The organism is Mucilaginibacter roseus, assembly GCF_021215455.1.
Classification (GTDB): Bacteria; Bacteroidota; Bacteroidia; order Sphingobacteriales; family Sphingobacteriaceae; genus Mucilaginibacter; species Mucilaginibacter roseus.
Genome location: NZ_JAJPWV010000002.1, coordinates 809,634 through 833,395, shown reverse-complemented (window position 1 = coordinate 833,395; position 23,762 = coordinate 809,634). Strand labels below are relative to the sequence as shown.

Genomic DNA, 23,762 nt, shown 5'->3' with positions numbered 1-23,762 from the left:
TAGCTTACAATGTTTTACACCTACTCGGTACGTAAACTTTTTATGGGGTTGGCAATAGCCGCTTTTATCGACTGGAAGCTGATGGTAAACAGCGCTATAATAACCGACAACAACGCCACTACAGCAAATACATACCATTCGATATTGATGCGGAATGCAAAATTATCGAGCCAGTTATGCATAGTGTACCAAGCTAACGGCCATGCTATCAGGTTGGCTAAAAGCACCAGTTTAAGGAAGTGCGCTGATAATAGCAATACAATATTTTGAACCGATGCGCCAAGCACTTTGCGCACACCAATTTCTTTAATGCGCTTTTCGGCAGAGTAGGAGGCGAGGCCAAGCAACCCAAGGCAGGATATAAAGATGGCCAGCCCGGTTAATATGCTTACTACCTGGCTTACCTGCGTGTCGGCACGGTAAACTTCTCTAAAATGTTCATCTACAAATTGATACTCAAAAGGCTGATCGGGGAAGAGTTTTGCCCATTTAGTCTTGATCAAAGTAAGTGCTTCGGCGGTTTTACCGGGATTGATCTTAACCGACATCTGGCTGTAGCCCCACTCCTTAACATTGAACATAAACATCGTCTCGATCTTGTGGTGCATCGAATTAAAATTGAAATCTTTAGCGATGCCGGTAATTACACCCAGCGAGTCAAAACCGAATTGTTGGCCCAGCAGCGTGCTCATTTTGGCCTTTGGTGTATCTTTTAACAGTTCTTTAGCCAGTGCCTCGTTAATGATATACTCCCTGCCATTGCCGGCGGTAGTAAAGTTTTTCCCGGCAACCAGTTTAATGTTATAAAGGCTCAGGAAGTTGTTATCGACAATCAGCCGTGTGGTAGCCAGGTCACGCCGCGGGCCGTTGTTCGGCACAAATTGCACGCCCGACTGATCGAGGTGGCTACCCAGCACATCCTGCGCGGCGGTTACGCCTGCAATGGCTGTGTTGCCGGAAAGCTCCTGTTTCAGAAAGTCATATTTTTCGTCTGTTTTATTATCAAGCGGGATGGTTACCATCTGCGCACGGTTAAAACCCGGATCGCGCTGCTGCATATAACGCAATTGTTTCACCACAAAAATAGTAGCGATCATTAAAAATACCGCGCTGCAAAACTGCCCTACCACCAAGGCATTGCGTAGTCCGGCTTTGCTTTGGCCTGTTGAGATTATAACACCCTTGAGCACCTTAACCGGTTGAAAAGAGGAAAGAAATAAGGCCGGGTATAATCCTGACAATAATCCTACTAAAATGGCCAATCCGGTTATTGATAATAACAAGGCCGGATTAGTAAACAACGATAATTCCAGATTGCGCTGGCTAAGCTGATTGATAAATGGCAGGGCAAGCTTGGCCATAATAAGGGCAAGCACCAATGCCAGCAAAGCCAGCATCACGGTTTCGCCCAAAAACTGCGCAGCAAGCTGGTTGCGCTGCGCACCTATAGACTTGCGGATGCCTACTTCCTTTGAACGCTCCGCCGAGCGGGCGGTAGTAAGATTCATGAAATTAACGCAGGCTATAACCAGCACCACAATAGCTATAAGGCCGAACAGGTTAGTTGATTTGCCATCGAACTTTTGATAGTTAATATGGTCAAGCCCCACATCGGTTGTACCTGCATGTACGTCTTTTAAGGGGGTGTAAAAAAGCTCATAATATTTCCAGTTTCCGCTTTCGCTCAGATATTTTTTAAGGAAGGCCGGCATTTTGCTTTGCAGATTGGCAATGCTCGCACCGGGAGTAAGTTCAACATAGGTAGTTAACCAGTTACCACCCCAACTATTAAATCGCTGTTGCCAGCGCTGGTACATGGTACTTAAAGTAAAAAGCCCTTCAAATTGTAAGTGCGAGTTTTGCGGTACATCAGCCAAAACTCCGGTTACGGCATAGCTTGTAGTGTCAGTTCCGTAATGGGTTATGGTTTTGCCTATCGGATCTTCATCTCCGAAAAGCTTTTCAGCAGTTTGCTGCGTAAGCAACACACTGTTTGGTTTTTGCAAAGCGGTGTGAATATCTCCCTTAACCAGCGGAAAGTTGAACATCTCTAAAAAAGTAGAATCAACCATCAGGCCCTGCTGAATAAACAGCTTTTTTGATTGATTGGTAAGCTGATATTTTTCAATCTTTCTAACCCTCGTAAAGTTTTTTACCTCGGGATAGTCGTTTTTTAAACTTTGCCCCATGGGCGCCATGGAGAGCGCCACTTTTTGAGATGCCGCCATACCCGGAGGCGCCTGTACCTCGCTTAAACGGTAAATGTTTTTGGTATGAAAGCTATCAAAGCTCTTTTCATAAAAAACAAAAAGCATGATAACGATACACGCTGCCATGCCAATTGATAAGCCAATGATGTTTATAGCCGAAAAGAACTTGCTTTTCCAGAGGTTGCGCCAGGCAGTTTTAAAATAGCTTTTTATCATGGTAAGGATGATTGATTTTGTGAGCTATTTTAAAACTGCACATGGCGTGCCTTTTGATTATATTGTTGATTTACAATATTTTAATTGTGCGTTGCGCTTTTGCGTCGTTCGTATCTGATACAATAAATGTGCGGTTTTGATACACCTACTGCGCTGCCGGTGGTTTACTTAACAGGTTGATAAACAACCTGTACGCACCCGGTACGCCTGCAGGTAACTCCCTGAAGAATGATAGCGAAGTATATACAAACCTGCCCTTGCCATAATCAGCACTAAGGAGTGAACCTTTGTTAGGCGACATTTTGGTGTCATTCATTGATATTGGCGTGCTGTAACGCTTATCAATACCTGCAGCAAAATATAAACCGCGCTCCTGTATCCAGCCGTCAAAGTCGGCCGTGGTTATTTTATTAGGGTAATTTAGTAACGGACTGGCTTGGTCGGTAATCGTAATCTTGGCGTCCTCTTCGGTAACGCGTTGGTTTACCACATCAAAAGGGTAAGGGCCAATGCTGTCCGTAACCATACGGCCTGCGGTATTGTATTGTACCACCAGGTTGCCGCCATTTTTTACATAATCGAGCAGGCGGGGCTGCTCAAATACCAGGCGCGGGTTTACGTTGAATGAGCGCACGCCGGTGATGATGGCGTCATACACAGCCAGATCGGTATTCATTACATCATCCTCGCTTAAAATATGCACATCGTAGCCCAGTTGCTTTAACGCTTCGGGTATTTTATCACCGGCACCGGGCAGGTAGCCAATATTTTTGCCCGCTGTTTTTATATCCAGATTAACCAGTCGGGCTTCAGCTTTAGGGAATAACGTAATGTTGGGTATGTGCTCATATTTTATGCGGTGTAAGCCTAACGACCACTCTTTACCTTCGGTATTAACCACGGCCTGTAGCTTGCTTACCACAGGATCGGCACTGGTTGGCGTTATGGTGAATGTTACCGTCCACTCATCGTTAACTTTTTTATCTACAAAATCAAATTTCTCCGGGCTGATGGTCCAGCCCGTAACAGGTTTGATGCTTATGGAACCCTCACCGTCCGGCGTAAAGTTTTTTAGTTTGAGACGCACCTGTTGGGGTTGCTGCCCGCTAAACAGGTAGACGGGATTTTCAATATTCGCGGTAACCGGCGGCACAACCTCAACCGGCTGATAAACCTCGCCGCGCACCGGGTCAGTGTATTTATAGATAACCGGTGAATCATACCTGATTTTTTTATTATTAATAGTGAACTCAAAGCTAACGGATGGGGCGGTCGGGTTTTCAGGATTACCCGCAAGTGTATCGTTGGGTAAGGTATACAAGCCGATGCCATGATCTGCCCCGAGCCAGTAAGGCTGCGATGTTGATTTAAATGGAATACGGTTCTTTACCGCGTCAAATGCTACGGTGCGTAGCTCGTTAACAGGCAAATTGGGCGTGCGTATGCCGGTGCTCACGCTGCGCATACGCCCATTATCAATAGCTACTGATGTTACCTGTACCGGGTTGCGGATGATGAATTGGTTGATAACGCCCATACTGTCTCCCACGGCGAAGGTTGGGTCGGTAGCATAGCTTTCAAACCAAAGGCCCGAGCAGGCAGCTATCAGTTGCTTTACCTGCTTTATTTTCTCGTTACGCCAATATACATCGCTAATACCTTCAACCTTGCTGAGCAAGTCAACCAAAGCATTTACCGACGCTTCCGGATGTACCGGGTTAAAGCCTTTTTGTATGCCCACTATGGCTGTATTTATTTCTGCCGGCGCTTTTACGCGCGCCCAGGTGGTATCAACACCGTCAAGTAATGTGCGTTTTGGCGCTTCGCCTGCAATAGTCTTAAAATATTCAAACGACTCGCCACGCTGGCTGGCTGCACCAAAACCCTGCGATTTATGGTTTGAGCGGCTTTGAGCGGCAATTTCACCATAGCTTTTACCCATAAATACATTATAGGCGCCTACATCTACCTTAAACTGATTTGAGTTAATGGTGTTGGTGTTACCGAAGTTGAATGTGTTCCAAAGCAGGCGTTTGGCTTGCCACACCTGTACGTATTTCAACTGTTCCGGAAAACGCTTAGGGTCGGCAGCAGCTGCGAATGCTTCCTGCGCCAGTATTGCGGAGGTAGTATGGTGCCCGTGCCCGCCCTCGCCTGTGGTCGGGAAGCGGCATATCATCACATCAGGCCTGAATTTGCGGATCACCCAAACTACATCACCCAATACCTTTTCCTTGTCCCAAATCTTCAATGTCTCTTCAGGCGTTTTTGAAAAGCCGAAATCGTTAGCGCGGGTAAAAAATTGTTCGGCGCCATCATAACGGCGTGCCGCCAGCAGTTCCTGCGTGCGGACCAGACCGAGTAATTCGCCCTGCTCAGTTCCGATCAGGTTCTGGCCGCCATCGCCACGTGTAAGCGAAAGGTAGCCGGTACGGTAATGCTTTTCGCGCGCAAGCCAGGCTAAAAGGCGGGTGTTCTCGTCATCAGGGTGAGCAGCAACGTATAGTACGCTGCCCAGCGTATTCAGGCCCTGCAGGTTTTGCTCAATGCTGGCAACGTCAGTAGCCGGCGACGATTGTGAATAGCTATATATGGATAATAATAGTAATGAGGCAGATAAAAGAATTCTCTTCATGGCGGTAAAAATATAGAAAGATGTACAGCTTTTATATTGATAAGCATAACAATCATGTTAAAATTGATGTCAAATTTTAGTTAATTAATCGATTGATTAAATTTATAACATTGATTTTCAACTATTTAATAATAGTTTACAATTTGATTACACTGTTTAATCAATCGCTTGATTAATTTTGTATCATCAAAATGGAAAAGGAAAAGACAGATAAGAAAGATCATATACTCGACGTAGCCGAAAGGGTTTTCGCTGACGTAGGGTATGATGCCGCTTCTACCCGGATGATCTCCGGTGAAGCAGGTGTTAATATGGCCATGCTTAACTATTATTTCGGATCGAAGGAAGGCTTGTTCCTGGCCGTGTTCGAGCGTAAGATAGAGCACTTTCGTACCCTAATCAATAACATAGGGAACGATGAGAGCATGAACGCGCTGGACAAGCTGGAAAAATGTATTGATAGCTTTATTGATAAGGTAGTGATAAATAGCTGCTTTTCAAGGCTGATGAACCGTGAGATGTGGCTGGGCCGCCGTGGCGAGCTTACCTATAAGCTGAGCGATATTATCATGAACAATGTAAACGAGTTCAAGCGCATTTTTGAAGAGGGCATATCTACCGGCCTCTTCCATCAGGGTACGGATATCGAGCTGGCTATCGCCACCATATTCGGCACAAAAAATTATATCACCAACAGTCCGCATGTAGCATCAAAATTGCTTAAGCACGATGTTAACGATGCCGAGTACATGGAAAATGAACTTAAGCCTCGCATAAAAAAATACCTCAAACAACTACTTAATGCCTACTTACTCATAAAATGACAACACATAACAACACCACCAACCCGCACTTTTTACACCGGCAGCTCTTTGTTTATGCCATCTTCGCGGCACTGCTGGCCATGCTTATATCAACAGCAGCCAACGCGCAGGAAAAGGTGCTAACCCTCAATGAGGCTATAGACCTTGGCGTAGCCAACAGTAAACAATTAAAATTATCAAAATCAAAAATCGATCAGGCGGTTGAGCAATACAACCAGGCCAAAGATCGGTCATTGCCTACCGGTAACGTTAGTTTTGGTTATAACCGCGCGCAAATACCGGCCAACCGCCTGCAATTTGGCGAGGAAAGCCTATCGCTGCCAAAACATGCCGATGCATGGTTGGGCATCGCTTCGCTTAATCAAACTATATTTTCGGGCAATAAGCTGAAATACGCCCGTGAATCTACAGAGTTATTAAGCCAGATAGCCCGCTTAGATGAAGTAAATGATAAGGATCAGATTGTTTACAACATCATCAACTCCTACTATAACCTGTACAAGGTATTACAAAGTAAAAAAGTGGTGGATCAAAACTTAGCCACTGTTGATCAGCAAATTAAACAGTCGCAACGCTTTTTTGAACAAGGTTTGGTTACTAAGAATGATGTATTGCAATTTCAACTGCAACGCTCAAACATCGAGCTGAACGGTATCGACCTGGAAAACAACCGTAAGATTGTTAATTATAACCTCGATATTTTGTTAGGCCTGCCTGAAACTACCGAGATTAAAATAGACCAGATAGATACTACCCAGCGCGCGGTGAATATGCTGGCCAGTTATATTGACACAGCTATCACCAATCGCCCGGAATTAAAACAAGCAGATTTGCAGGCACAGGTAGCAGATAAAAACATAGGTAGTATAAAAGGTAACTTATTGCCAAACCTTAATGCAGCGGCAAGCGCCTATTATGTTGATGCGGCAGCTAACCCGCTACCAAAGTCAGGCAATTACATTACGCCAATATCTGTAGGGCTAACTGCTTCCTGGAATTTTGGTGCGCTGTGGACCAACAAGCATAAAGTAGCCGAAGCCAAAATTCAACGTACGCAGGTTGACATTAATAAAGGTATTGAAATTGACCGTATCAAAAATGAGGTTAACCAAAGCTACCAAGGCTACATAGCAGCGCTATCGAAAATTAAGCTGCTGCAAACATCCATCGCTCAGGCGGGCGAAAACAACAAAATCCTGCAATCAAAATACCGCAGCAACATTGCTTCGGCTGTTGACCGTGCCGACGCGCAAACCTTGCTTTATCAGGCACAAATTAACCTGGAGCTGGCCAAAGCGGATGCAGGCCTGGCTTACTACACGCTATTAAAATCAACCGGAACACTAAACAAATAATATAACACCACCCAAGAAAATGGAACAGAATACAGACACTCAGGAACCTAAAAAGAAATCGAAAGTAGTACCTATTATATTAGGCATTGTACTGCTTGGCGGTATCATCTTCGGTATCAAAGAATATATCTACTTCAGCGCGCATGAGGACACCGACGACGCGCAGATTGATGCCGACATAAGCCCGGTTGTGGCCCGCGTTGGCGGATATGTTGACAGTATTTTATTTGAGGAAAATACCCACGTTAACAAAGGCCAGCTGCTGGTTAAAATAGACGACCGTGACCTTAAGGTGCGTTTAGAGCAAGCGCAAGCAGCTCAAAAGGGGGCAAGCGCAGGCATCGGCGTAAGCGAATCACAAATTTATTCAACTGCTGCAAACTCAGCCAGTGCTAAGGCCGAAGTAACATCAGCCGCTGCAAGGTTGGAGAAGGTGCAAAAGGATTACCAGCGTTATGCCAACCTGGTAAAAGACGGATCAGTAACACAACAACAATTTGATCAGGCGAAATCAGACCTTGAAGTTGCCCGTGCGTCTTATCGTGCGGCTCAGGAGCAATACAAAGCCGCATCGCAACAGGTAGGTACTACCCGTAACCAGTTAAAGGTTACCAGCAGCGGTGTTGACCAGCGCCAGGTTGATATTGATTATGCTAAGCTCCAATTAAGCTACGCGCAAATAAAATCACCTGCAAGCGGTACTGCTGCTAAAAAGAATGTACAGGTAGGCCAGCTGGTTCAGCCCGGTCAAACCCTATTCGCTATTGTTAATGATAACAGCTTGTATGTTACCGCTAACTTTAAAGAAACCCAGTTGAACGAGATCCGCAACGGTCAAAAAGTAAACATTGAGGTTGATGCTTACCCGGATATGGAACTGGAAGGTACTGTGTATAATTTTTCACCAGCAACAGGTGCTAAATTCTCATTGCTGCCGCCGGATAACGCTACCGGTAACTTTGTGAAAGTAGTGCAACGCGTACCTGTAAAAATCAAAATTAACGCAACTCCTGAACAATTAGCCAAACTGCGCCCTGGCATGAGCGTGAACGCTTCGGTTAACATAAAATAATAAACCATGGCTGAAACAGGCTTTAAAAAATGGATAATTACCATTACGGTAATTATGGCCTCGCTGCTTGAGCTGATAGATACCACGATTGTGAATGTGGCTATCCCGCACATACAGGGTAACCTGGGTGCTACGCTCGAGGATATAGCCTGGGTAGTAACCGGCTATGCGGTGGCCAACGTAATTGTGCTGCCCATGTCGGGCTGGCTGGGCGACAGGTTTGGCCGAAAAAATTACTTTTTAACATCGATCATTGTATTTACCATTGCCTCTTTTTTATGCGGTAATGCCACTACGCTTGAGGAATTGGTACTCTTCCGTATACTGCAGGGTATTGCCGGTGGTGGCTTGATATCAACAGCCCAGGCCATACTGCTTGAAACCTGGCCGCGCGAGCAGATTGGTACCGCAACTGCCCTTTTTGGCTTAGGCGCGGTAGTAGGCCCAACTGTAGGTCCTACAATAGGCGGTTGGATTACCGAGAACTATTCATGGCCGTGGATATTTTATGTAAATATTCCGGTAGGTGCATTGGCCGCCTTTCTTACTATCACTTACATTAAGGAGACGCCAAAAGTTATTGGTAAGCCGGTTGACTGGTGGGGAATTTTGTTACTCGCTATTTCAGTAGGCAGCCTGCAAACTATATTGGAGAAAGGAGAGAGCGAGGATTGGTTTGCTACAAGCTATATAACCGTGCTGACCGTAACCGCCATATTAGGCGCGATACTATTTGTATGGCGCGAATTAAGTACCGATCACCCGGTGGTGAACTTTAACATTATGCGGCATCGAAGTTTTGCCGTGGGGATGTTCACATCCTTTATCTTAGGGTTCGGTTTATATGGGTCGGTATTCGTATTCCCGGTATTTTGCCAGAATTTACTGGGATTTAATGCGCAGCAGACGGGTGAGCTGTTATTCCCCGGAGGTTTGTGTACCATTGTGATGATGCCGTTTATAGGTAAAATGCTTAATAAAGGGGTGCCTGCACAATTTATGGCCACCGCGGGCATGTTCCTGTTCTTTGTATTTACCTGGATGCTTAGCAACTCTACCCTTGCTACCGGCGAAAAAGATGTAATGATACCTTTGCTGATACGTGGTGTGGGTATGGCTTTATTATTCGTACCGCTTACCACACTTGCCATGGCCGACCTTAAAGGCCCGGAAATTGGCCAGGGTTCAGGTTTGAACAATATGATGCGCCAGTTAGGTGGTTCATTTGGTATTGCAGCGCTGACTACTATTATACACATCAGGCAAGGTTTTCACCGCAGTACACTGCTTGAAAATGTTAATCAGTATAACCCACAGTTTAACGAGCGTTTGCAAATGCTTACTCAAGGCTTTATGGCTAAGGGAAAATCAATGCTTGATGCTACCGAGATGGCCTACAGGGCTATTGAAGGCACCGTTATAAGGCAAACTATGTTGCTAACTTATGATGACGCTTACTGGATATCCGGTTTGATCATGCTGTTCTCCATACCGTTGCTATACTTACAGCCGTTTAAAAAGCTGAAGGCTGCAACGGATGCGCACTAAACAAGTTGAATTAAAAAACAAAAGCCGTTCCTGTACTTGAATACGGAACGGCTTCCCCAAAAAATTAACAATTAAATTAATTTCACCCCAGCAGCACAGTCGCAAGTATATAATGAAACCGAGGTTAGTTTAATCTTGCCATAAAATTAGTTTTTTTTGCCTGAAACACAAATTTATTTTATGCACATCGGGCTTTGTAAAATAAAAATGCCGCGAACCTAAAATTCGCGGCATTTTGTTTGATTAACTTTAGCTTAAAAGCTTAGAAAATAATTTTACCAGTTGCCGTAACTAATGAAGCAATACGTACGGCGTCAAAGATACGCTCTTCGGTAGTGCCGAGTTTTATTAATGAATCCTCGTGCGCGTTAACACACATTTCGCAACCGTTTACTGCTGATACGGCAAGGCTCAACAACTCAAAAAATTCTTTACCAGTTACAGGTTTCATCATCAGCTGCATGCGTATGCGTGCGGGTATCTGGGTGTATTTTTCCTTTTGCGTAAAGTGCCTGAAACGGTAAAATACGTTGTTTGAGGCAAGTAATGACGCACAGCCAATAGCCTCGGCAATTTCGGCAGCCGTAGCGCCTTGTTGCTCGCTGTATTGGGTGTAGTATTTTATAAGTGGCGTGTTGTTATTATTCGCAGCAATGCTCAAGCCTACCAAGCCGCACTCTTTAGCGCTTAAATGCTCGCTGGTTAGTGTGCTGGTAAAGTTAAGTTTAAAATCGCGCAGGTAGCGTGATTCGCCCTTTTCAAGTAAGGTAAGGCTTTCGGTACGGTAATCTGCATCCAGGCCTACTGTCTGCAATAATTCGTTGATTATTTCGGTGCTTTCGCTCATGGTATAATGAATTTATAGGGTCAAAAAAATCCCCGCATTATTCCTAACGATAGTGCGGGGACGATATGTAGTGTCAGTGTGTTACGCTGTAAGGGTTTCCTGACCTTTTTCCCAGTTGCAAGGGCAAAGCTCGTCAGTTTGTAAACCGTCAAGTACACGCAGTACTTCTTTTACGTTACGGCCTACGCTTAGGTCGTTAACGCAAACCCAACGTACAATACCGGTAGGGTCAATGATGAAAGTAGCGCGGTAAGCTATTTTTTCGTTAGGCTCTAAAATACCCAGGTCTTCAGCTAATGATTTTGAAGTATCGGCCAGCATCGGGAATTTCAGATCACGCAGATCATCGTGATTGTTTCTCCAAGCCAGGTGAACAAACTCAGAGTCAGTTGAAGCACCGATCAAACGGGTTTCGCGGTCACGGAATTCGCCGTAGTTTTTGTTGAACTCAGCAATCTCGGTAGGGCAAACAAAAGTAAAGTCTTTTGGCCACCAGAAGATCACGGTCCATACGTTATCATCATTAACAAGGAAGTCAGAAGTTATGGTTTCAAACTCTTTACCTTTTTCAAGGCTAACTACCGCTGTTTTAGAAAATGTAGGGAATTTCTGTCCTATGGTTATCATATTTGATGTTTTTATTTTGATGCAAATGTAGCCTTATTAGCACCCTAATCAAAATATCAAAAATTTATAGGATATAGATTTTCTTTATGGCCTTAGAGTAATTAAATAAATGATGTTTATTGTTTAGTTGCCTGATCTAAAACACCCTGATTTAGCCTTACATATTCATCATCATTCGCACTCTCTGCGTAAGCAATGCCTTGTTTTGCGGCTTTAATAGCAGCATCTTTTTTGCCTTGTTTTAGTAATATACGTGCTTCCCAAAGTTTAAACCAGGGTGCTTTTGGCTCTGCTTTCTGGGCTTCATAAACCCATTTAAGCGCCTTGTTCAAATCCTGATCGTTCTCGTAATAATATTGTATAGCATTGAAGTAAGGCTTCTTAGCACTTTTCATCAACTGATCAATGTTGGCAAGAATCTGGGCGTTATCATTAGTTTGCAGTTTGATAGCTATGGCTGTATAATCCCACAATAAATAAAGGTCGGCGTTTTTAGTATTTACATTGGCAAATGCTACGGTAAAGGTTTCGCGTTTTTCTTTCAGTGCGATCATCGGTACTTTAAAGCGCACCAGGTCATCTTCCTGCTTATAATCATAGGCGCCCCATTGTTTAACAGTTTTGTTTAAGATAACGGTCCATTCCTTCTCACCGGGGATGGTAAACAGTGAATAGGTACCAGCTGGCACCTTATTGCCTTCAACCAATACGTCTTCAGTAAAATTAATAGTTGTAGCCCAGTTAGCGCCCGTGCGCCACACCTGGCCATAAGGCTGTATGCCACCAAAAATTTTACGATCCTTAACATTAGGGCGGGAGTAGGTGAGCGTAATTTTACCAAGGCCAAAATCCTGAATAATGGTTTGGGTAGAACTTGCTTCGGGTATGCGGGGTTGCTGTTGGGCTTTTAAACTGATGTTAAAACACGTAATTAATACAAACGTAGCTATACAAGCTGATATAAATTTCATGGTGGTGAGTTAATAAATACTTTGTGATTAACGTAAAGTTGCCAACTAAGGTATGTATTAGAAATGAAAAGTAGATGAAGGTTTAATTAGAACGCTGTCCATTTAAAAATAAAAAGCCCCCCAGACTTGCTCCGGGGGACTTTCAACCTAAACCTTATCACAATTAAACCGGTAAGTTTACCAGTTCGTATATGTTATAACAATTACTGTACCAAAATTATTATAAGCGATTTTGCTTGTTAGTGCGCTTTATTTTTTTGTAATGGATACCCCAGTGTGTATTGCTTTGCACAATGTGTCAGCATTTTTGTACAGTTGTGCCACCTTATGCGGTTTTTGCCGTGCGTTTACGGCGCAAAAAGTAATCAAATAGGTACAAGCAGAGTATGGCGTCAAAAAATAAAAATGCCTTCATAACTCCGCTGTTTAGCAAGCCTGAAATTTGTATTTGAGGAATTTTGAATTCAGGCATTTTCCAGTCGATACCGCCTGCGCTCCAATTAACACTGAATAGCACATAAAGCATAATCGCCGAAATAGTTAATATGAAGAATGCGGCAATTCCTTTTATCACCCGCTGGTCAATAGTGGCCTTTAATGGTTTTAAAGCCTGCTCCGCGCGTATTTGTTCCATCACGTTAAATGTGAAGGCCATTGGTGGTTCATCCAGCTCAATATTATTACTAAACTCAGCATTCAGTGCCAAAAGCTCATTATACTTATGCCGATAAACTTCGTCCTGCTCAATGAGGCGGTTGATAGCCTCATGCTCTTGCGGTGTGCAGGTGCCATCAATATAGTTCCAAAGTTTTTCATCCATACTGTTCATATCAACTCCTTTGCTTCGTGCTTTAGCAGGCGCTCCAGCTTTTCTTTTAAACGCTGCCTCGCCCTGAATAGTTTAACCTTCACTGCGTTAGCTTCCATATTTAAAGCTAAGGCAATTTCTTCTAATGATTGCTCGCCTTTATAAAATAAAGTTATAACTGCGGCATCGTCAGGTAAAAGCTGCTCAATGGCCATGTTCAAATAAAACGAGCGCGACCGGTTCTCCGCATTATTACTGTCATAGCCTGACGGTTTTTGCTCTATCTGGATAAAGGTATCCTCATCATCAATTGAGTCGGTCGCTATCCTTTTTTTACGCAAATGCGTCATGGCTGTGGTATACACAATGCTATAAAGCCAGGTACTAAACTTTGATTGTCCCTGGAAACTCTGCAGGTTGCGGTAAGCTTTAACAAAGCAATCCTGCGCAATTTCCTCTGCGTCTTCACGGTTTTTTGCAAAGCGCAGGGCAAGGGTAAACACAAAGCGTTGATGCCGCCTGATCAGTTCAGCGTAAGCGGCCTGATCACCAGCAAGGCTTTGTTGTATAAGTTCAATATCGGTTGGCTTGTGTTGCATGTATAACAACTACTCTGACGCTGGTTTACAAAGCCAGGTTACAGCTTTTTTAAATTTAATATATAGCGGTCAATAAATAGCACAACTACTGTTGACAGCATATATGTATATATGCTAATTAAGCGAGGGCTAATTATGATTACGATTCATGTTTTCAGAATATAAGATTTAATTTTTTTTTAAACCCCTGTAACCTGTTTTAAAACGATGTGGTCATAGTTTGCAAATGCACCATTACGGTGTGATTAATAAACAAAATATTATCAACTTTATAAAAACTTAGTTATGGACGGAAGAATTTTAATCCCGATTTTAATTACACTGGGATTGTTTGCTTTAATTTTTGGTATTTACTATTTCCGCAACCGCGAACGTATGGCTATGATTGAGCGCGGCATGAACCCGCACATCAAACCACAATCAGCGCCTTATCAAAACTTAAAATGGGGCTTGCTGTTTATCGGCGCCGGTTTGGGTTTATTTTTAGCAAATATATTAACCCGCACCGTTTTAACCGGAGACGAGGATGAAAACGTAGCGATATATTTCGGTTTGATATTCCTTTTTGGCGGTTTAGGCTTGTTTCAATCATACCGTATGGAGAAAAAAGAAGTGTTGGATAAAGAGTAATCCCCGCGATATTTTAAGCGGTGCACCTGGCAAATCCGTGTGTGCCGCTTTTATTAATTAAACTTTTAGTTGTTTTTTAATTAAGCTGTTTGTTAACTTTATATGCTAATTTAAAAATCAATGAAAAATCTAATCTTATCGGCCCTATTACTCAGTGCTTGCACTGCCTTTGCTCAAAAGGAAAAAAAGCACCAAATAACTGAAAATACGCAAGCTGTTTACGCTGTTGCCGATGATGGCAAAACCAAAGACGGATTATACGCGGTGCGCAACACAAAGGATGATGGCGCCATAGTGCAGGGGTATTACAAAAACAATTCTCGTGCGGGCACCTGGTATTTTTTTGATAATCAAAAAAAACTATCGCTCCGTTATAATTACGATACCAAAAAAATGCTGTACTATGATAAAAAGCAGCTTGACAATGTTGAGGTTAAAATATTAAAAGGCAGCGACGAAGAAAAGAAGAATGCTTCAGCCCCTTTGCCGCTTTGCTCAACTGATTATCTTGCTGCTTTGCTGTTAAGCAGAATGCCCCAGATAACAAATGCGCCGGGCGGTGAATTAGACGTGGTTATTGACGCCCGCGTGGGTGCAGATGGTAACGCACGTTATACCGTAGGTTACAAAACTGAAAAAGGCGATTATGAGAAGCAGGTAATTAAACTGGATGACAATAGCGAGCAGTTATTGAGCTGGATACCAGCAAATTATAACGGTAAAAACCTCGATGCTGATTTTATTATGGTGGCAAAATTTAACAACGATCCAAATACTCAACGCCGTACCCGTTGGTATAACTAACCGATACTATACCGCTCATTGAGCAAATTTAAATGATACCTTACGTGCCCTGCTGTTGCATAAACCAGGGCACGTACTGTTATCAGGTTCCCGCTCGCAATACCACGCCTGGTTTGCTGTTTACCAGTAATTGAGCGGAAGAAAAAAAGGTTGGCATTTCGCACAGCTATAAATTCCTCAGCCAATTCCTGAATGTTGCGTGCGTTAAAGTCAGCATTTTCTACATACTCATCCTGCTCAAAGCCTGGCAGTTCGCGCTGGCCTCTTGCAAAACAAAACGCCCTAAAGCCAAATACCCTTTCAGTATCAATCATGTGGCCAAGCACTTGTTTTAACGTCCATTTTCCGTCGGCATAAGCAAACATGGCTTTATCGTTATCAAGGTTATAAAACAGTTGATAAACGATGTCTTTTTGAGCTTCGAGTATATCTAAAACATTCTCATTGTCCCTAATAAGATTGATATATCCGCCCGGTTGCGGCGCATACTCTTCGGGCTGTGGTTTACTGATCATTTTTTATGGCTTTTAAAACTATCCTGAAGGTAGTGCCTTTGCCCACTTCCGAATCTTTTACATAAATATGCCCGTTATGATAGTTCTCTACCATCCGTTTGGTCAGCGATAGGCCCAGACCCCAGCCACGTTTACGCGTAGTGTATCCGGGCTGAAAAACGGTATCGAACTTTGAGCGGGGAATGCCCTTGCCGGTGTCGGTAACATCAATGAACACCTGCTTTTTGCTTTCGCTGATCTCAATGCTGATCGTTCCTTTTTCGGCAATGGCGTTTACTGCGTTCTTTAACAGGTTTTCCAGCACCCAGTCAAACAACGGGATGTTGAGGCCGGCCTTTACTTCGGTATTGCCATTCATCTTAAAGGTGATACGATCACTCACCCGCACGCGGAAGTAATCCATAAAATCCTTTACAACATCGAAAACCACATGTTGTTCCAGTATTGGGCGGGAGCCGATCTTCGAGAACCTGTCTGCCACAATCTCCAGTCGTTTAACATCGTTTTCCATTTCGGCTATCAGCGGATCCTCTTCGGCATTAAATTTATCTTTGATCAGCTCAATCCAAGCCATGAGGGATGATATCGGTGTGCCCAGCTGGTGTGCCGTCTCCTTGGCCAAACCTACCCAAACCTGATTCTGTTCCGACTTTCGCGACGAGCTGAATGCCGTGTACGCCGTAAGTAGGAATATAGCAATAACCGACAGCTGTATGTATGGAAAGAATTTGAGCTGTGTAAGTAAGGCGGAATCCTTGTAATAAACCAGCCATTGTGAACCAAACACCTCGAGCCTGATGGGGTCGTGCTGCTCCTTCATATAATTAAGTTCCTGCCTGAAGTATGCCGTATCGTACTGGATGTTTTTATTTTCTTCAGCTTCGAGCTTGATGAAGGTCTTGGTGCTGTCCAGCCCCTTCTTGTATTTAAATTCGCCTTTATCGTCAACCACAAGGGCAGGTACGGTAAGGCTGTCGCGCACGGCAAAAACGTAGTTCAAAAAATCATTATCGTCACTCAAAAAAATCTGACGCATGCTTAAAGCCCATACCTGCGCGCGTGTACGCTCGCTTTGGGCAATGTTTTTAACCAGGTAGTTGGTATATAATAATGATCCGCTGGCTATCACCACGGCAAAGGCAAGTAACAGGTATTTCCAGCGGCGTTTTTGTTGGTACGGATTCATATTAAGGTGCACAAAGTACACAATTGGGTTGAAACGTAAAAGGGCGTATTGTATCAGCCTATAGCCATATTAAACGTGGCTATGCGCCAACTGTTCGCTTAATCGCGCATTAAAATTATCTTTGCGGCATCATGGCTGACAATAAAGTAAGAGTAAGATTCGCGCCCAGCCCAACGGGCGGTTTGCATTTAGGCGGTGTACGTACCGTATTGTTCAATTATTTGTTCGCCAAAAAACACGGCGGCGAATTTGTTTTACGTATCGAGGATACCGACCAAACACGCTATGTTGAAGGCGCGGAGCAATATATAATGGATTGCCTGCAATGGTGCGGCCTTACCCCTGATGAAAGCCCGGTAGTAGGCGGTCCGTATGCGCCATACCGCCAAAGCGAGCGCAAGCCGCTGTACCGTGAGTACGCCGAAAAGCTGGTGGCCGAAGGCCATGCTTACTATGCCTTTGATACGCCTGAAGAACTGACTAAAAAGCGTGAGGATGTACCCAACTTTCAATATGGCCATGGTCACCGTTATGATATGCGTAACTCGCTTACTTTACCTTTACATGAGGTAGAGAAGTTATTACATGATGGTACGCCGCACGTTATCCGCATAAAAATGCCCGAGGATGACAGCATCAGCTTTAAAGATATGATACGCGGCTACGTAAGTTTTGAAACCAACCAGGTTGATGATAAGGTATTGCTGAAAGCCGACGGTATGCCAACATACCACCTGGCTGTAGTGGTTGACGACTACCTGATGAAAATAACCCATGCCCTGCGCGGCGAGGAGTGGCTACCATCGGCACCGGTACACCTGTTACTATGGGAGTACCTGGGCTGGAAAGATAGTATGCCGCAATGGGCGCATTTGCCATTAATATTAAAACCCGATGGCAACGGCAAGCTAAGCAAGCGTGATGGCGCGCGTTTAGGCTTCCCGGTATATGCCATGAACTGGACTGACCCCAAATCAGGGGAGTTAACACCGGGTTTCCGTGAGCTGGGCTTTTTGCCTGAGGCTTTCATTAACCTGCTGGTTATGCTTGGCTGGAATGATGGCACCGATCAGGAAGTGTTCTCGCTGGATGAACTGGTTGAAAAATTCAGCATGGAGCGAGTAAGCAAAGGCGGCGCTAAATTCGATTTTGAGAAAGCCAAGTGGTTCAACGCCGAGTGGATTAAAAAGTTGACTGCTGAACAATTAAAGCCATACGTAATGCAGGTGTTTGCCGCTAAAGGAATTACTATTAGTGATGATGCCAAATTGCTGAAAGTAATAGAGCTGGTTAAAGATCGTTGTGTACTATTAACCGACTTTTATGCTCAAGGTGCTTACTTTTTTGAACAACCCAAGGAGTATGATCTCAATGCGGTTAAACCAAAATGGACTGAGGCTAAAACAGACTTTTTTAACGAATTAAAAGCTAAATATATTGCTTCCAGTACATGGCAGGCCGCCGACCTGGAAACGGAATTCAAAGAATTCACTACTGAAAAAGGTTTTAAGATAGGTGATGTGATGCTGCCTTTCCGCATTATGCTGGTTGGCGGTAAGTTTGGTCCGCATGTTTTTGATATAGCTGAGATGCTGGGTAGGGATGAAACGGTGGTAAGGATAGAGAAAGCTTTGGATGCGTTTACGGCGTAACCCCTCCCAACCCTCCCCGGAGGGGAGGGTTGGGAAAAGCATCAATAAAACAAATTGCAATAAATTAATCTTGTTTAGAGTTAGGTATTAGCATTTGTATAAAGTCGTTAGAATTTAGATTTTAGCGTTTAGAATTTAGAGCTTCATTCCATTATGATCCTGCAGGCAGAGCATTTAATTAAGAAATACAAGCAGCGCACAGTTGTTAATGATGTATCGTTCAATGTAGCGCAGGGCGAGATTGTGGGGTTACTGGGGCCAAATGGTGCCGGTAAAACCACATCTTTTTATATGATAGTGGGGTTGATAAAGCCTAACGAAGGCCGTATTATCCTTGACGATCAGGAAATAACCGGCGACCCGATGTATCGCCGTGCGCAAAAAGGCATAGGCTACCTGGCGCAGGAAGCATCGGTTTTTCGTAAGCTTTCTGTAGAGGACAACATCAAGGCCGTGCTCGAAATGGGTAAAACGACCAAGGAACAGCAACGCGATAAGCTGGAAGAATTGATTGACGAGTTCAGCTTACACAAAGTGCGCAAAAACCGTGGCGACCTGCTATCCGGTGGTGAACGCCGCCGTACCGAAATTGCCCGCGCGCTGGCTGCGGAACCTAATTTTATTTTGCTTGATGAGCCCTTTGCCGGCGTTGACCCTATAGCGGTTGAAGAAATTCAGGCGATGGTATATAAACTGAAACACCGCAATATCGGTATCCTGATTACTGACCACAACGTGCAGGAAACGTTGTCAATTACAGACAGGGCCTATTTGCTGTTTGAAGGAAAAATATTAGAGTCGGGCGTGCCCGAAGTATTGGCAGAAAATGAAATGGTAAGAAAAGTGTATCTTGGTGCGAACTTTGTGCTTAAGCGCAAGAGTTTTGCTATTTAACCAAAGATAGACACCTATGTCCATTTTTAATTCTGTTATATCCTGGTTCATGAAAAAGCGTATCCACCAGATAGAGCTTTTTATGAAGTATCCCAATGAAGTACAGGAAGAGTGGTTTGAGAGCCTGATAATGGGCGCTGAAAATACCGAGTGGGGTAAAAAGCACCATTACAAATCCATTGAAAACCTTAACGATTACCGCGAGCGCGTACCCATACAAACTTACGACAGCCTGAAGCCATACATAGAGCGTATGCTCAAGGGTGAGCAGAATGTTTTATGGCAGTCGGAAGTGCGGTGGTTTGCAAAATCATCGGGTACCACCAGCGACAGGAGCAAGTTCATCCCCGTAAGTGAGGAAGCTTTGGAAGAATGCCACTTTAAAGGTGGTAAGGATGCATTAACTATATATTATAATAACCGGCCCGATGCTAAGCTTTTCAGTGGTAAATCACTCACCATCGGTGGTAGCCAGCAGGTAAGCCAGTTTAGCCCCGAGACATCTTTTGGTGATCTTTCGGCGGTTATCATGAAAAATCTGCCTTTTTGGGCAGAGTTTGGCCGCACACCTGATCTGGACATTGCGCTACTGGATAACTTTGAAGAAAAGATAGAAAAAATAGCCAAAACCACGCTCGATGTAAACGTTACCGGTATCGGCGGCGTACCTACCTGGAATATCGTGCTGTTTAATCGCATCCTCGAACTTACCGGTAAGGATAACATGCTGGAGATTTGGCCTAACCTGGAATTTTGTTTCCACGGCGGTGTTAGCTTTACCCCTTATCGAGAGCAGTTTAAAAAGCTGATTCCTACGGATAAAATGTATTACCTGGAAAGCTATAATGCTTCTGAAGGTTATTTTGGTATACAGGATCAGGTACAGCATGGCGATATGCTGCTGATGCTGGACTACGGTATTTTTTATGAGTTTTTGCCCGTTGAGCACATGCATGACGACGACCCGAAAACCCTCACACTTGACGAGGTGGAATTGGGTAAGAACTATGCGCTGATTATCACGACCAATGCAGGGTTATGGCGCTATATGATAGGGGATACCGTAAAATTCACCAGCCTGTCGCCTTATCGCATACAAATATCAGGGCGTACCAAGCATTACATTAATACCTTCGGCGAGGAAGTGATTATTGACAATGCTGAACGCGCGCTTGAGGAGGCTTGCAAAAACACCGGTGCCATTATTCGTGATTATACTGCAGCGCCGGTTTATTTTGATGGCAGGCAATGCGGCGCGCACGAGTGGCTGATTGAGTTTGTTAAAGCTCCTGCTGAGTTTGAACGCTTTGTAGATATATTAGACGAAACCCTGCGGCAGATCAACTCCGATTATGACGCCAAGCGCTTTAAGGACATGGCTCTGCGCCGCCCGATAGTACGCCGAGTGGCCGAAGGTACCTTCTTTAACTGGCTTAAAGAGCGTGGCAAGCTTGGCGGCCAAAACAAAGTACCCCGCCTGGCTAATGACCGTGAATACGTTGATGCTATTTTACGGATGCTGGAATTGGCGTGACACCTTTCCTAAATTCTTCCAGAGGGGAAAACCTTTAAATTAAATGTTATTTCGAACGAGGTGCGAGAAGAATTTGCCGTCTTTTTGTAAATGTGGGCATATTTCTCCTTCGTTGAATGACACGGATTTTAATATGCTGGGATTAAACCAAGCTATCAACAATGTGCTGGGTAGTGCAATATACTGCTTTCTGCCGCCGATTATCACATTAATCAAATTGTTAACAACCCCAAAATGTGGAGAAAATAATTGCTAAATCAGGTTTAACTTTTTTGCTTTAACGCAGTCTTAATAATCAGATAATATTGATTTGCTGATATTTGTAAAAATTTATACACCATGAATTTTGAATTTGCTTACCTGATTGTGATAGCGCTACTGGGCTTAACCGGTATATATTATCTCAGTCCGTATGAGTTAAATGTTACCGAAGAAGAGGATAACGAATAGTAGTTCCTTTAAATTTTTTTCTGTCCGGGCGCGGTGTACCCGGCATAAAACTGTATTCTCTGCTGAGTTTAATTAATGGCAAAACGCGAAGTTGATATAGCTGTAATATCTGATGTGCATTTGGGCACGTATGGCTGCCACGCCAAAGAACTTTTGAAATACCTCAAGAGTATTAAACCTAAAGCGCTTGTGCTCAACGGTGATATTATTGATATATGGCAGTTCAGTAAATCATACTGGCCTGAGGCACACATGAAAGTAGTACGCCGTATACTAAAGTTTGTAACCGAGGGCGTGCCGGTGTATTACCTTACCGGCAACCACGACGAAATGCTACGCAAATTTGCCGATTTTAACCTGGGGGCCTTTCAACTGCTTAACAAAATGGTGCTGGATGTGGATGGCAAAAAAGCCTGGATATTTCACGGCGATGTTTTCGACGTTACCATGCAGCATTCCAAATGGCTGGCCAAGCTGGGCGCAATAGGTTATGATTCGCTTATACTGCTCAATAGCTTTACCAATTGGTGCCTTAAACTAATGGGCCGGCCAAAAATGAGTTTCTCACAAAAAGTTAAGGCTAAGTTTAAAGATGCGGTAAAATTCATCAACCACTTTGAACAAACCGCGGCTGATTTGGCTGTAGACAAGCAATATGACTACGTGATCTGCGGGCACATCCATCATGCTGAGATCAGGCGTGTGAATTCTACAGAAGGTACCGGCTCTGTTTTGTACCTCAACTCGGGCGATTGGGTGGAAAGCCTAACCGCGCTGGAGTACTACAACGGCGAATGGAAAATATTCAGATATAAAGCTGAAGATTTTACAGAGGAAGTAACCGCCGATGATGATGCTGATAACGAGGATCTTTCAGAAAGGTTGAACGTTAATGTACTGCTGGAAAAATTCAGGCAGGAGCAACACTAATTGCTAAGCACCAATTTGTTTGTTACCTTAACCCCGCATTACTATGAAAATACTTTATGCAATACAGGGAACAGGTAACGGGCACATCAGCAGGGCGCGCGAAATTGTCCCGCTTTTGCAGCAGCATGGCGAGGTTGATCTGCTGGTGAGCGGCACCGAGGCTGAGGTAAGCCTGTCGCAACCCTTAAAATACCGTTTTCACGGCTTCAGCTTTATATTCGGCAAAAAGGGCGGGGTCGATAAATGGGCCACATTCAAAACCATGAACCTGAAGCAGCTATGGAAAGATATTCATCAGCTGCCGCTTAATGATTATAACCTTATTGTAAATGATTTTGAACCGGTGAGTGCTTGGGCATGTAAGGTGCAAAAACTGCCATCGGTGTCATTAAGCCATCAATGTTCATTTATTTCAAAAAATACACCGAGGCCACCTAAATGGAACTATGCCGAGTGGTTGTTTAAATACTATTCGCCAACCACGCATCATATCGGTTTTCACTTTGAGCGTTATGCTGATTTTATACATACCCCTGTTATCCGCAGCGAGATAAGGGCTATGCAAACCAGCAACCTTGGGCATTATGCCGTGTATTTACCCGCTTACCAGGATAAAACATTAATAAAATACCTCAGCCAGGTAAAAGAGGTAGAGTGGCAGGTGTTCTCTAAACGGCAAAAAACGCCTATGCGTGAGGGTAACGTGCAAATATTCCCGGTGAACAACGAGGCATTCAATACAAGTTTAGCCTCATGCGAGGGGTTGCTTACAGGCGGCGGTTTTGAAGGTCCTGCCGAAGCTTTATTTCTACAAAAAAAAGTAATGATGATACCTATGCGCGGGCAGTTTGAGCAGCAATGCAATGCCTTGGCCGCTTCAAAGATGGGGGTACCGGTAGTAAACGCCATTGGCCCGCAATTTAGCGGGGCACTGAGTGAATGGGTTAACCACGGCAAAGTGGTGCCGGTTAACTTTCCCGACGAAACGGCGCAGATAGTAGCCAATATGGTTAAACAATACGGCCGGTAACTCAGGCAGATATATTGGTCACCTTACCTAATAGGCTACCAACTATAAACGTTACGTGGTCAATGTCAAATGGCTTTCTGATATAAGCATCCGCTCCGCAGCTTTGTGCAATGTTTTCAATGTTGGTTGCGGCGGACATCAGCACAACGGGAATGTGTCTTAACGCAATGGTTGATTTAAGCGTTTTGCAGCAATAGCTGCCTTTATCGGCGCCCAGCCATTCGTCAATCAATATAATATCCGGATTGAGTTGATCAATGTAAGCCAGCATGGAGCTGTCCTTGGCTGTTATAACCTCATATCCTGCATCGTCCAAAACATATTTTAATATGTCCAGAATATCCTTGTCATCTTCGATGACCACTACTTTTGCTGCCATAATTAGGGACTGCAAAGGTAGTGTTAATTTATTTATAATTAAAAAT

The 23,762-nt window shown here is 44.0% G+C and carries 21 protein-coding genes; 11 read left to right on the top strand and 10 right to left on the bottom strand.

Annotated features, from left to right (window positions below; translation table 11 throughout):
- Positions 1-20: 20 nt before the first annotated feature.
- Positions 21-2,426: an ABC transporter permease gene (locus LT679_RS08545; protein WP_232177034.1), complete on the bottom strand. Its 2,406-nt coding sequence runs from the start codon at positions 2,424-2,426 to the stop codon at positions 21-23.
- A 145-nt stretch (positions 2,427-2,571) separates the two neighbouring features.
- The gene (locus tag LT679_RS08540; RefSeq protein ID WP_232177033.1) at positions 2,572-5,061 is read right to left on the bottom strand and encodes a PIG-L family deacetylase; all 2,490 of its coding nucleotides are present in this window, start codon (positions 5,059-5,061) and stop codon (positions 2,572-2,574) included.
- Positions 5,062-5,252: 191 nt separating this feature from the next.
- On the opposite strand from LT679_RS08540, the gene LT679_RS08535 reads away from it, so the two are divergent.
- The 4 genes from LT679_RS08535 to LT679_RS08520 are packed head-to-tail and all read left to right on the top strand — an operon-like array spanning position 5,253 to position 9,860.
- Positions 5,253-5,885 carry a TetR/AcrR family transcriptional regulator gene (locus LT679_RS08535; RefSeq protein ID WP_232177032.1) on the top strand — a complete coding sequence of 211 codons (633 nt, stop codon included), beginning with the start codon at positions 5,253-5,255 and terminating at the stop codon, positions 5,883-5,885.
- Positions 5,882-7,240 (top strand): TolC family protein, encoded by a 1,359-nt coding sequence (locus tag LT679_RS08530; RefSeq protein ID WP_232177031.1) that lies wholly within the window; start codon positions 5,882-5,884, stop codon positions 7,238-7,240. Before LT679_RS08535 ends, LT679_RS08530 begins: the two co-directional genes overlap by 4 nt.
- A gap of 19 nt (positions 7,241-7,259) precedes the next feature.
- Positions 7,260-8,312: an HlyD family secretion protein gene (locus tag LT679_RS08525; protein WP_232177030.1), complete on the top strand. Its 1,053-nt coding sequence runs from the start codon at positions 7,260-7,262 to the stop codon at positions 8,310-8,312.
- 6 nt (positions 8,313-8,318) lie between these two features.
- A complete protein-coding gene (locus LT679_RS08520) occupies positions 8,319-9,860 on the top strand; it encodes a DHA2 family efflux MFS transporter permease subunit (RefSeq protein ID WP_232177029.1) in 1,542 nt (513 codons plus the stop codon).
- 262 nt (positions 9,861-10,122) lie between these two features.
- Here LT679_RS08520 and LT679_RS08515 read toward each other — a convergent pair whose 3' ends face one another.
- The 5 genes from LT679_RS08515 to LT679_RS08495 form a co-directional block, all read right to left on the bottom strand.
- On the bottom strand, positions 10,123-10,707 hold the full coding sequence (locus tag LT679_RS08515) for a carboxymuconolactone decarboxylase family protein (RefSeq protein WP_232177028.1): 585 nt from the start codon (positions 10,705-10,707) through the stop codon (positions 10,123-10,125).
- 81 nt (positions 10,708-10,788) lie between these two features.
- The gene (locus tag LT679_RS08510) at positions 10,789-11,334 is read right to left on the bottom strand and encodes a peroxiredoxin (RefSeq protein ID WP_232177027.1); all 546 of its coding nucleotides are present in this window, start codon (positions 11,332-11,334) and stop codon (positions 10,789-10,791) included.
- Positions 11,335-11,450: 116 nt separating this feature from the next.
- The gene (locus tag LT679_RS08505) at positions 11,451-12,305 is read right to left on the bottom strand and encodes a DUF2911 domain-containing protein (RefSeq protein ID WP_232177026.1); all 855 of its coding nucleotides are present in this window, start codon (positions 12,303-12,305) and stop codon (positions 11,451-11,453) included.
- Positions 12,306-12,630: 325 nt separating this feature from the next.
- Positions 12,631-13,134 (bottom strand): hypothetical protein, encoded by a 504-nt coding sequence (locus LT679_RS08500; protein ID WP_232177025.1) that lies wholly within the window; start codon positions 13,132-13,134, stop codon positions 12,631-12,633.
- Positions 13,131-13,712 (bottom strand): RNA polymerase sigma factor, encoded by a 582-nt coding sequence (locus tag LT679_RS08495; protein WP_232177024.1) that lies wholly within the window; start codon positions 13,710-13,712, stop codon positions 13,131-13,133. The genes LT679_RS08500 and LT679_RS08495 overlap by 4 nt, the downstream gene beginning before the upstream one ends.
- A gap of 285 nt (positions 13,713-13,997) precedes the next feature.
- Here LT679_RS08495 and LT679_RS08490 point away from each other — a divergent pair, with 285 nt between their 5' ends.
- The gene (locus LT679_RS08490; protein WP_232177023.1) at positions 13,998-14,342 is read left to right on the top strand and encodes a DUF6249 domain-containing protein; all 345 of its coding nucleotides are present in this window, start codon (positions 13,998-14,000) and stop codon (positions 14,340-14,342) included.
- Positions 14,343-14,462: 120 nt separating this feature from the next.
- Positions 14,463-15,146, top strand: a complete 684-nt coding sequence (locus LT679_RS08485) for a hypothetical protein (protein WP_232177022.1) — start codon at positions 14,463-14,465, stop codon at positions 15,144-15,146.
- On the opposite strand, the gene LT679_RS08480 is transcribed toward LT679_RS08485, so the two are convergent.
- Together LT679_RS08480 and LT679_RS08475 are read right to left on the bottom strand one after the other, a co-directional pair.
- Entirely contained in the window at positions 15,143-15,661 is a 519-nt protein-coding gene (locus tag LT679_RS08480; protein ID WP_232177021.1) for a DinB family protein, read from the bottom strand. The two genes, LT679_RS08485 and LT679_RS08480, sit on opposite strands and share 4 nt — an antisense overlap.
- Complete coding sequence (locus tag LT679_RS08475; protein ID WP_232177020.1) at positions 15,651-16,847, bottom strand: sensor histidine kinase; 1,197 nt, start codon at positions 16,845-16,847, stop codon at positions 15,651-15,653. Before LT679_RS08475 ends, LT679_RS08480 begins: the two co-directional genes overlap by 11 nt.
- Before the next feature lie 131 nt (positions 16,848-16,978).
- Between LT679_RS08475 and gltX the strand changes: the two genes are divergently transcribed.
- From gltX to LT679_RS08450, 5 genes are all read left to right on the top strand, one after another.
- Positions 16,979-18,499 carry a glutamate--tRNA ligase gene (gltX, locus tag LT679_RS08470; RefSeq protein WP_232177019.1) on the top strand — a complete coding sequence of 507 codons (1,521 nt, stop codon included), beginning with the start codon at positions 16,979-16,981 and terminating at the stop codon, positions 18,497-18,499.
- Between the two features lie 153 nt (positions 18,500-18,652).
- Positions 18,653-19,393, top strand: coding sequence for an LPS export ABC transporter ATP-binding protein (gene lptB, locus LT679_RS08465; RefSeq protein WP_232177018.1), 741 nt, complete (start codon positions 18,653-18,655; stop codon positions 19,391-19,393).
- A 16-nt stretch (positions 19,394-19,409) separates the two neighbouring features.
- On the top strand, positions 19,410-20,927 hold the full coding sequence (locus LT679_RS08460) for a GH3 auxin-responsive promoter family protein (RefSeq protein WP_232177017.1): 1,518 nt from the start codon (positions 19,410-19,412) through the stop codon (positions 20,925-20,927).
- Positions 20,928-21,452: 525 nt separating this feature from the next.
- Positions 21,453-22,307 carry a UDP-2,3-diacylglucosamine diphosphatase gene (locus LT679_RS08455; RefSeq protein ID WP_232177016.1) on the top strand — a complete coding sequence of 285 codons (855 nt, stop codon included), beginning with the start codon at positions 21,453-21,455 and terminating at the stop codon, positions 22,305-22,307.
- A gap of 43 nt (positions 22,308-22,350) precedes the next feature.
- The gene (locus LT679_RS08450) at positions 22,351-23,337 is read left to right on the top strand and encodes a glycosyltransferase family protein (RefSeq protein WP_232177015.1); all 987 of its coding nucleotides are present in this window, start codon (positions 22,351-22,353) and stop codon (positions 23,335-23,337) included.
- Position 23,338: 1 nt separating this feature from the next.
- Here the strand turns inward: LT679_RS08450 and LT679_RS08445 are convergent, their stop codons facing one another.
- Positions 23,339-23,716 carry a response regulator gene (locus LT679_RS08445; RefSeq protein WP_232177014.1) on the bottom strand — a complete coding sequence of 126 codons (378 nt, stop codon included), beginning with the start codon at positions 23,714-23,716 and terminating at the stop codon, positions 23,339-23,341.
- Between the last annotated feature and the right edge of the window lie 46 nt (positions 23,717-23,762).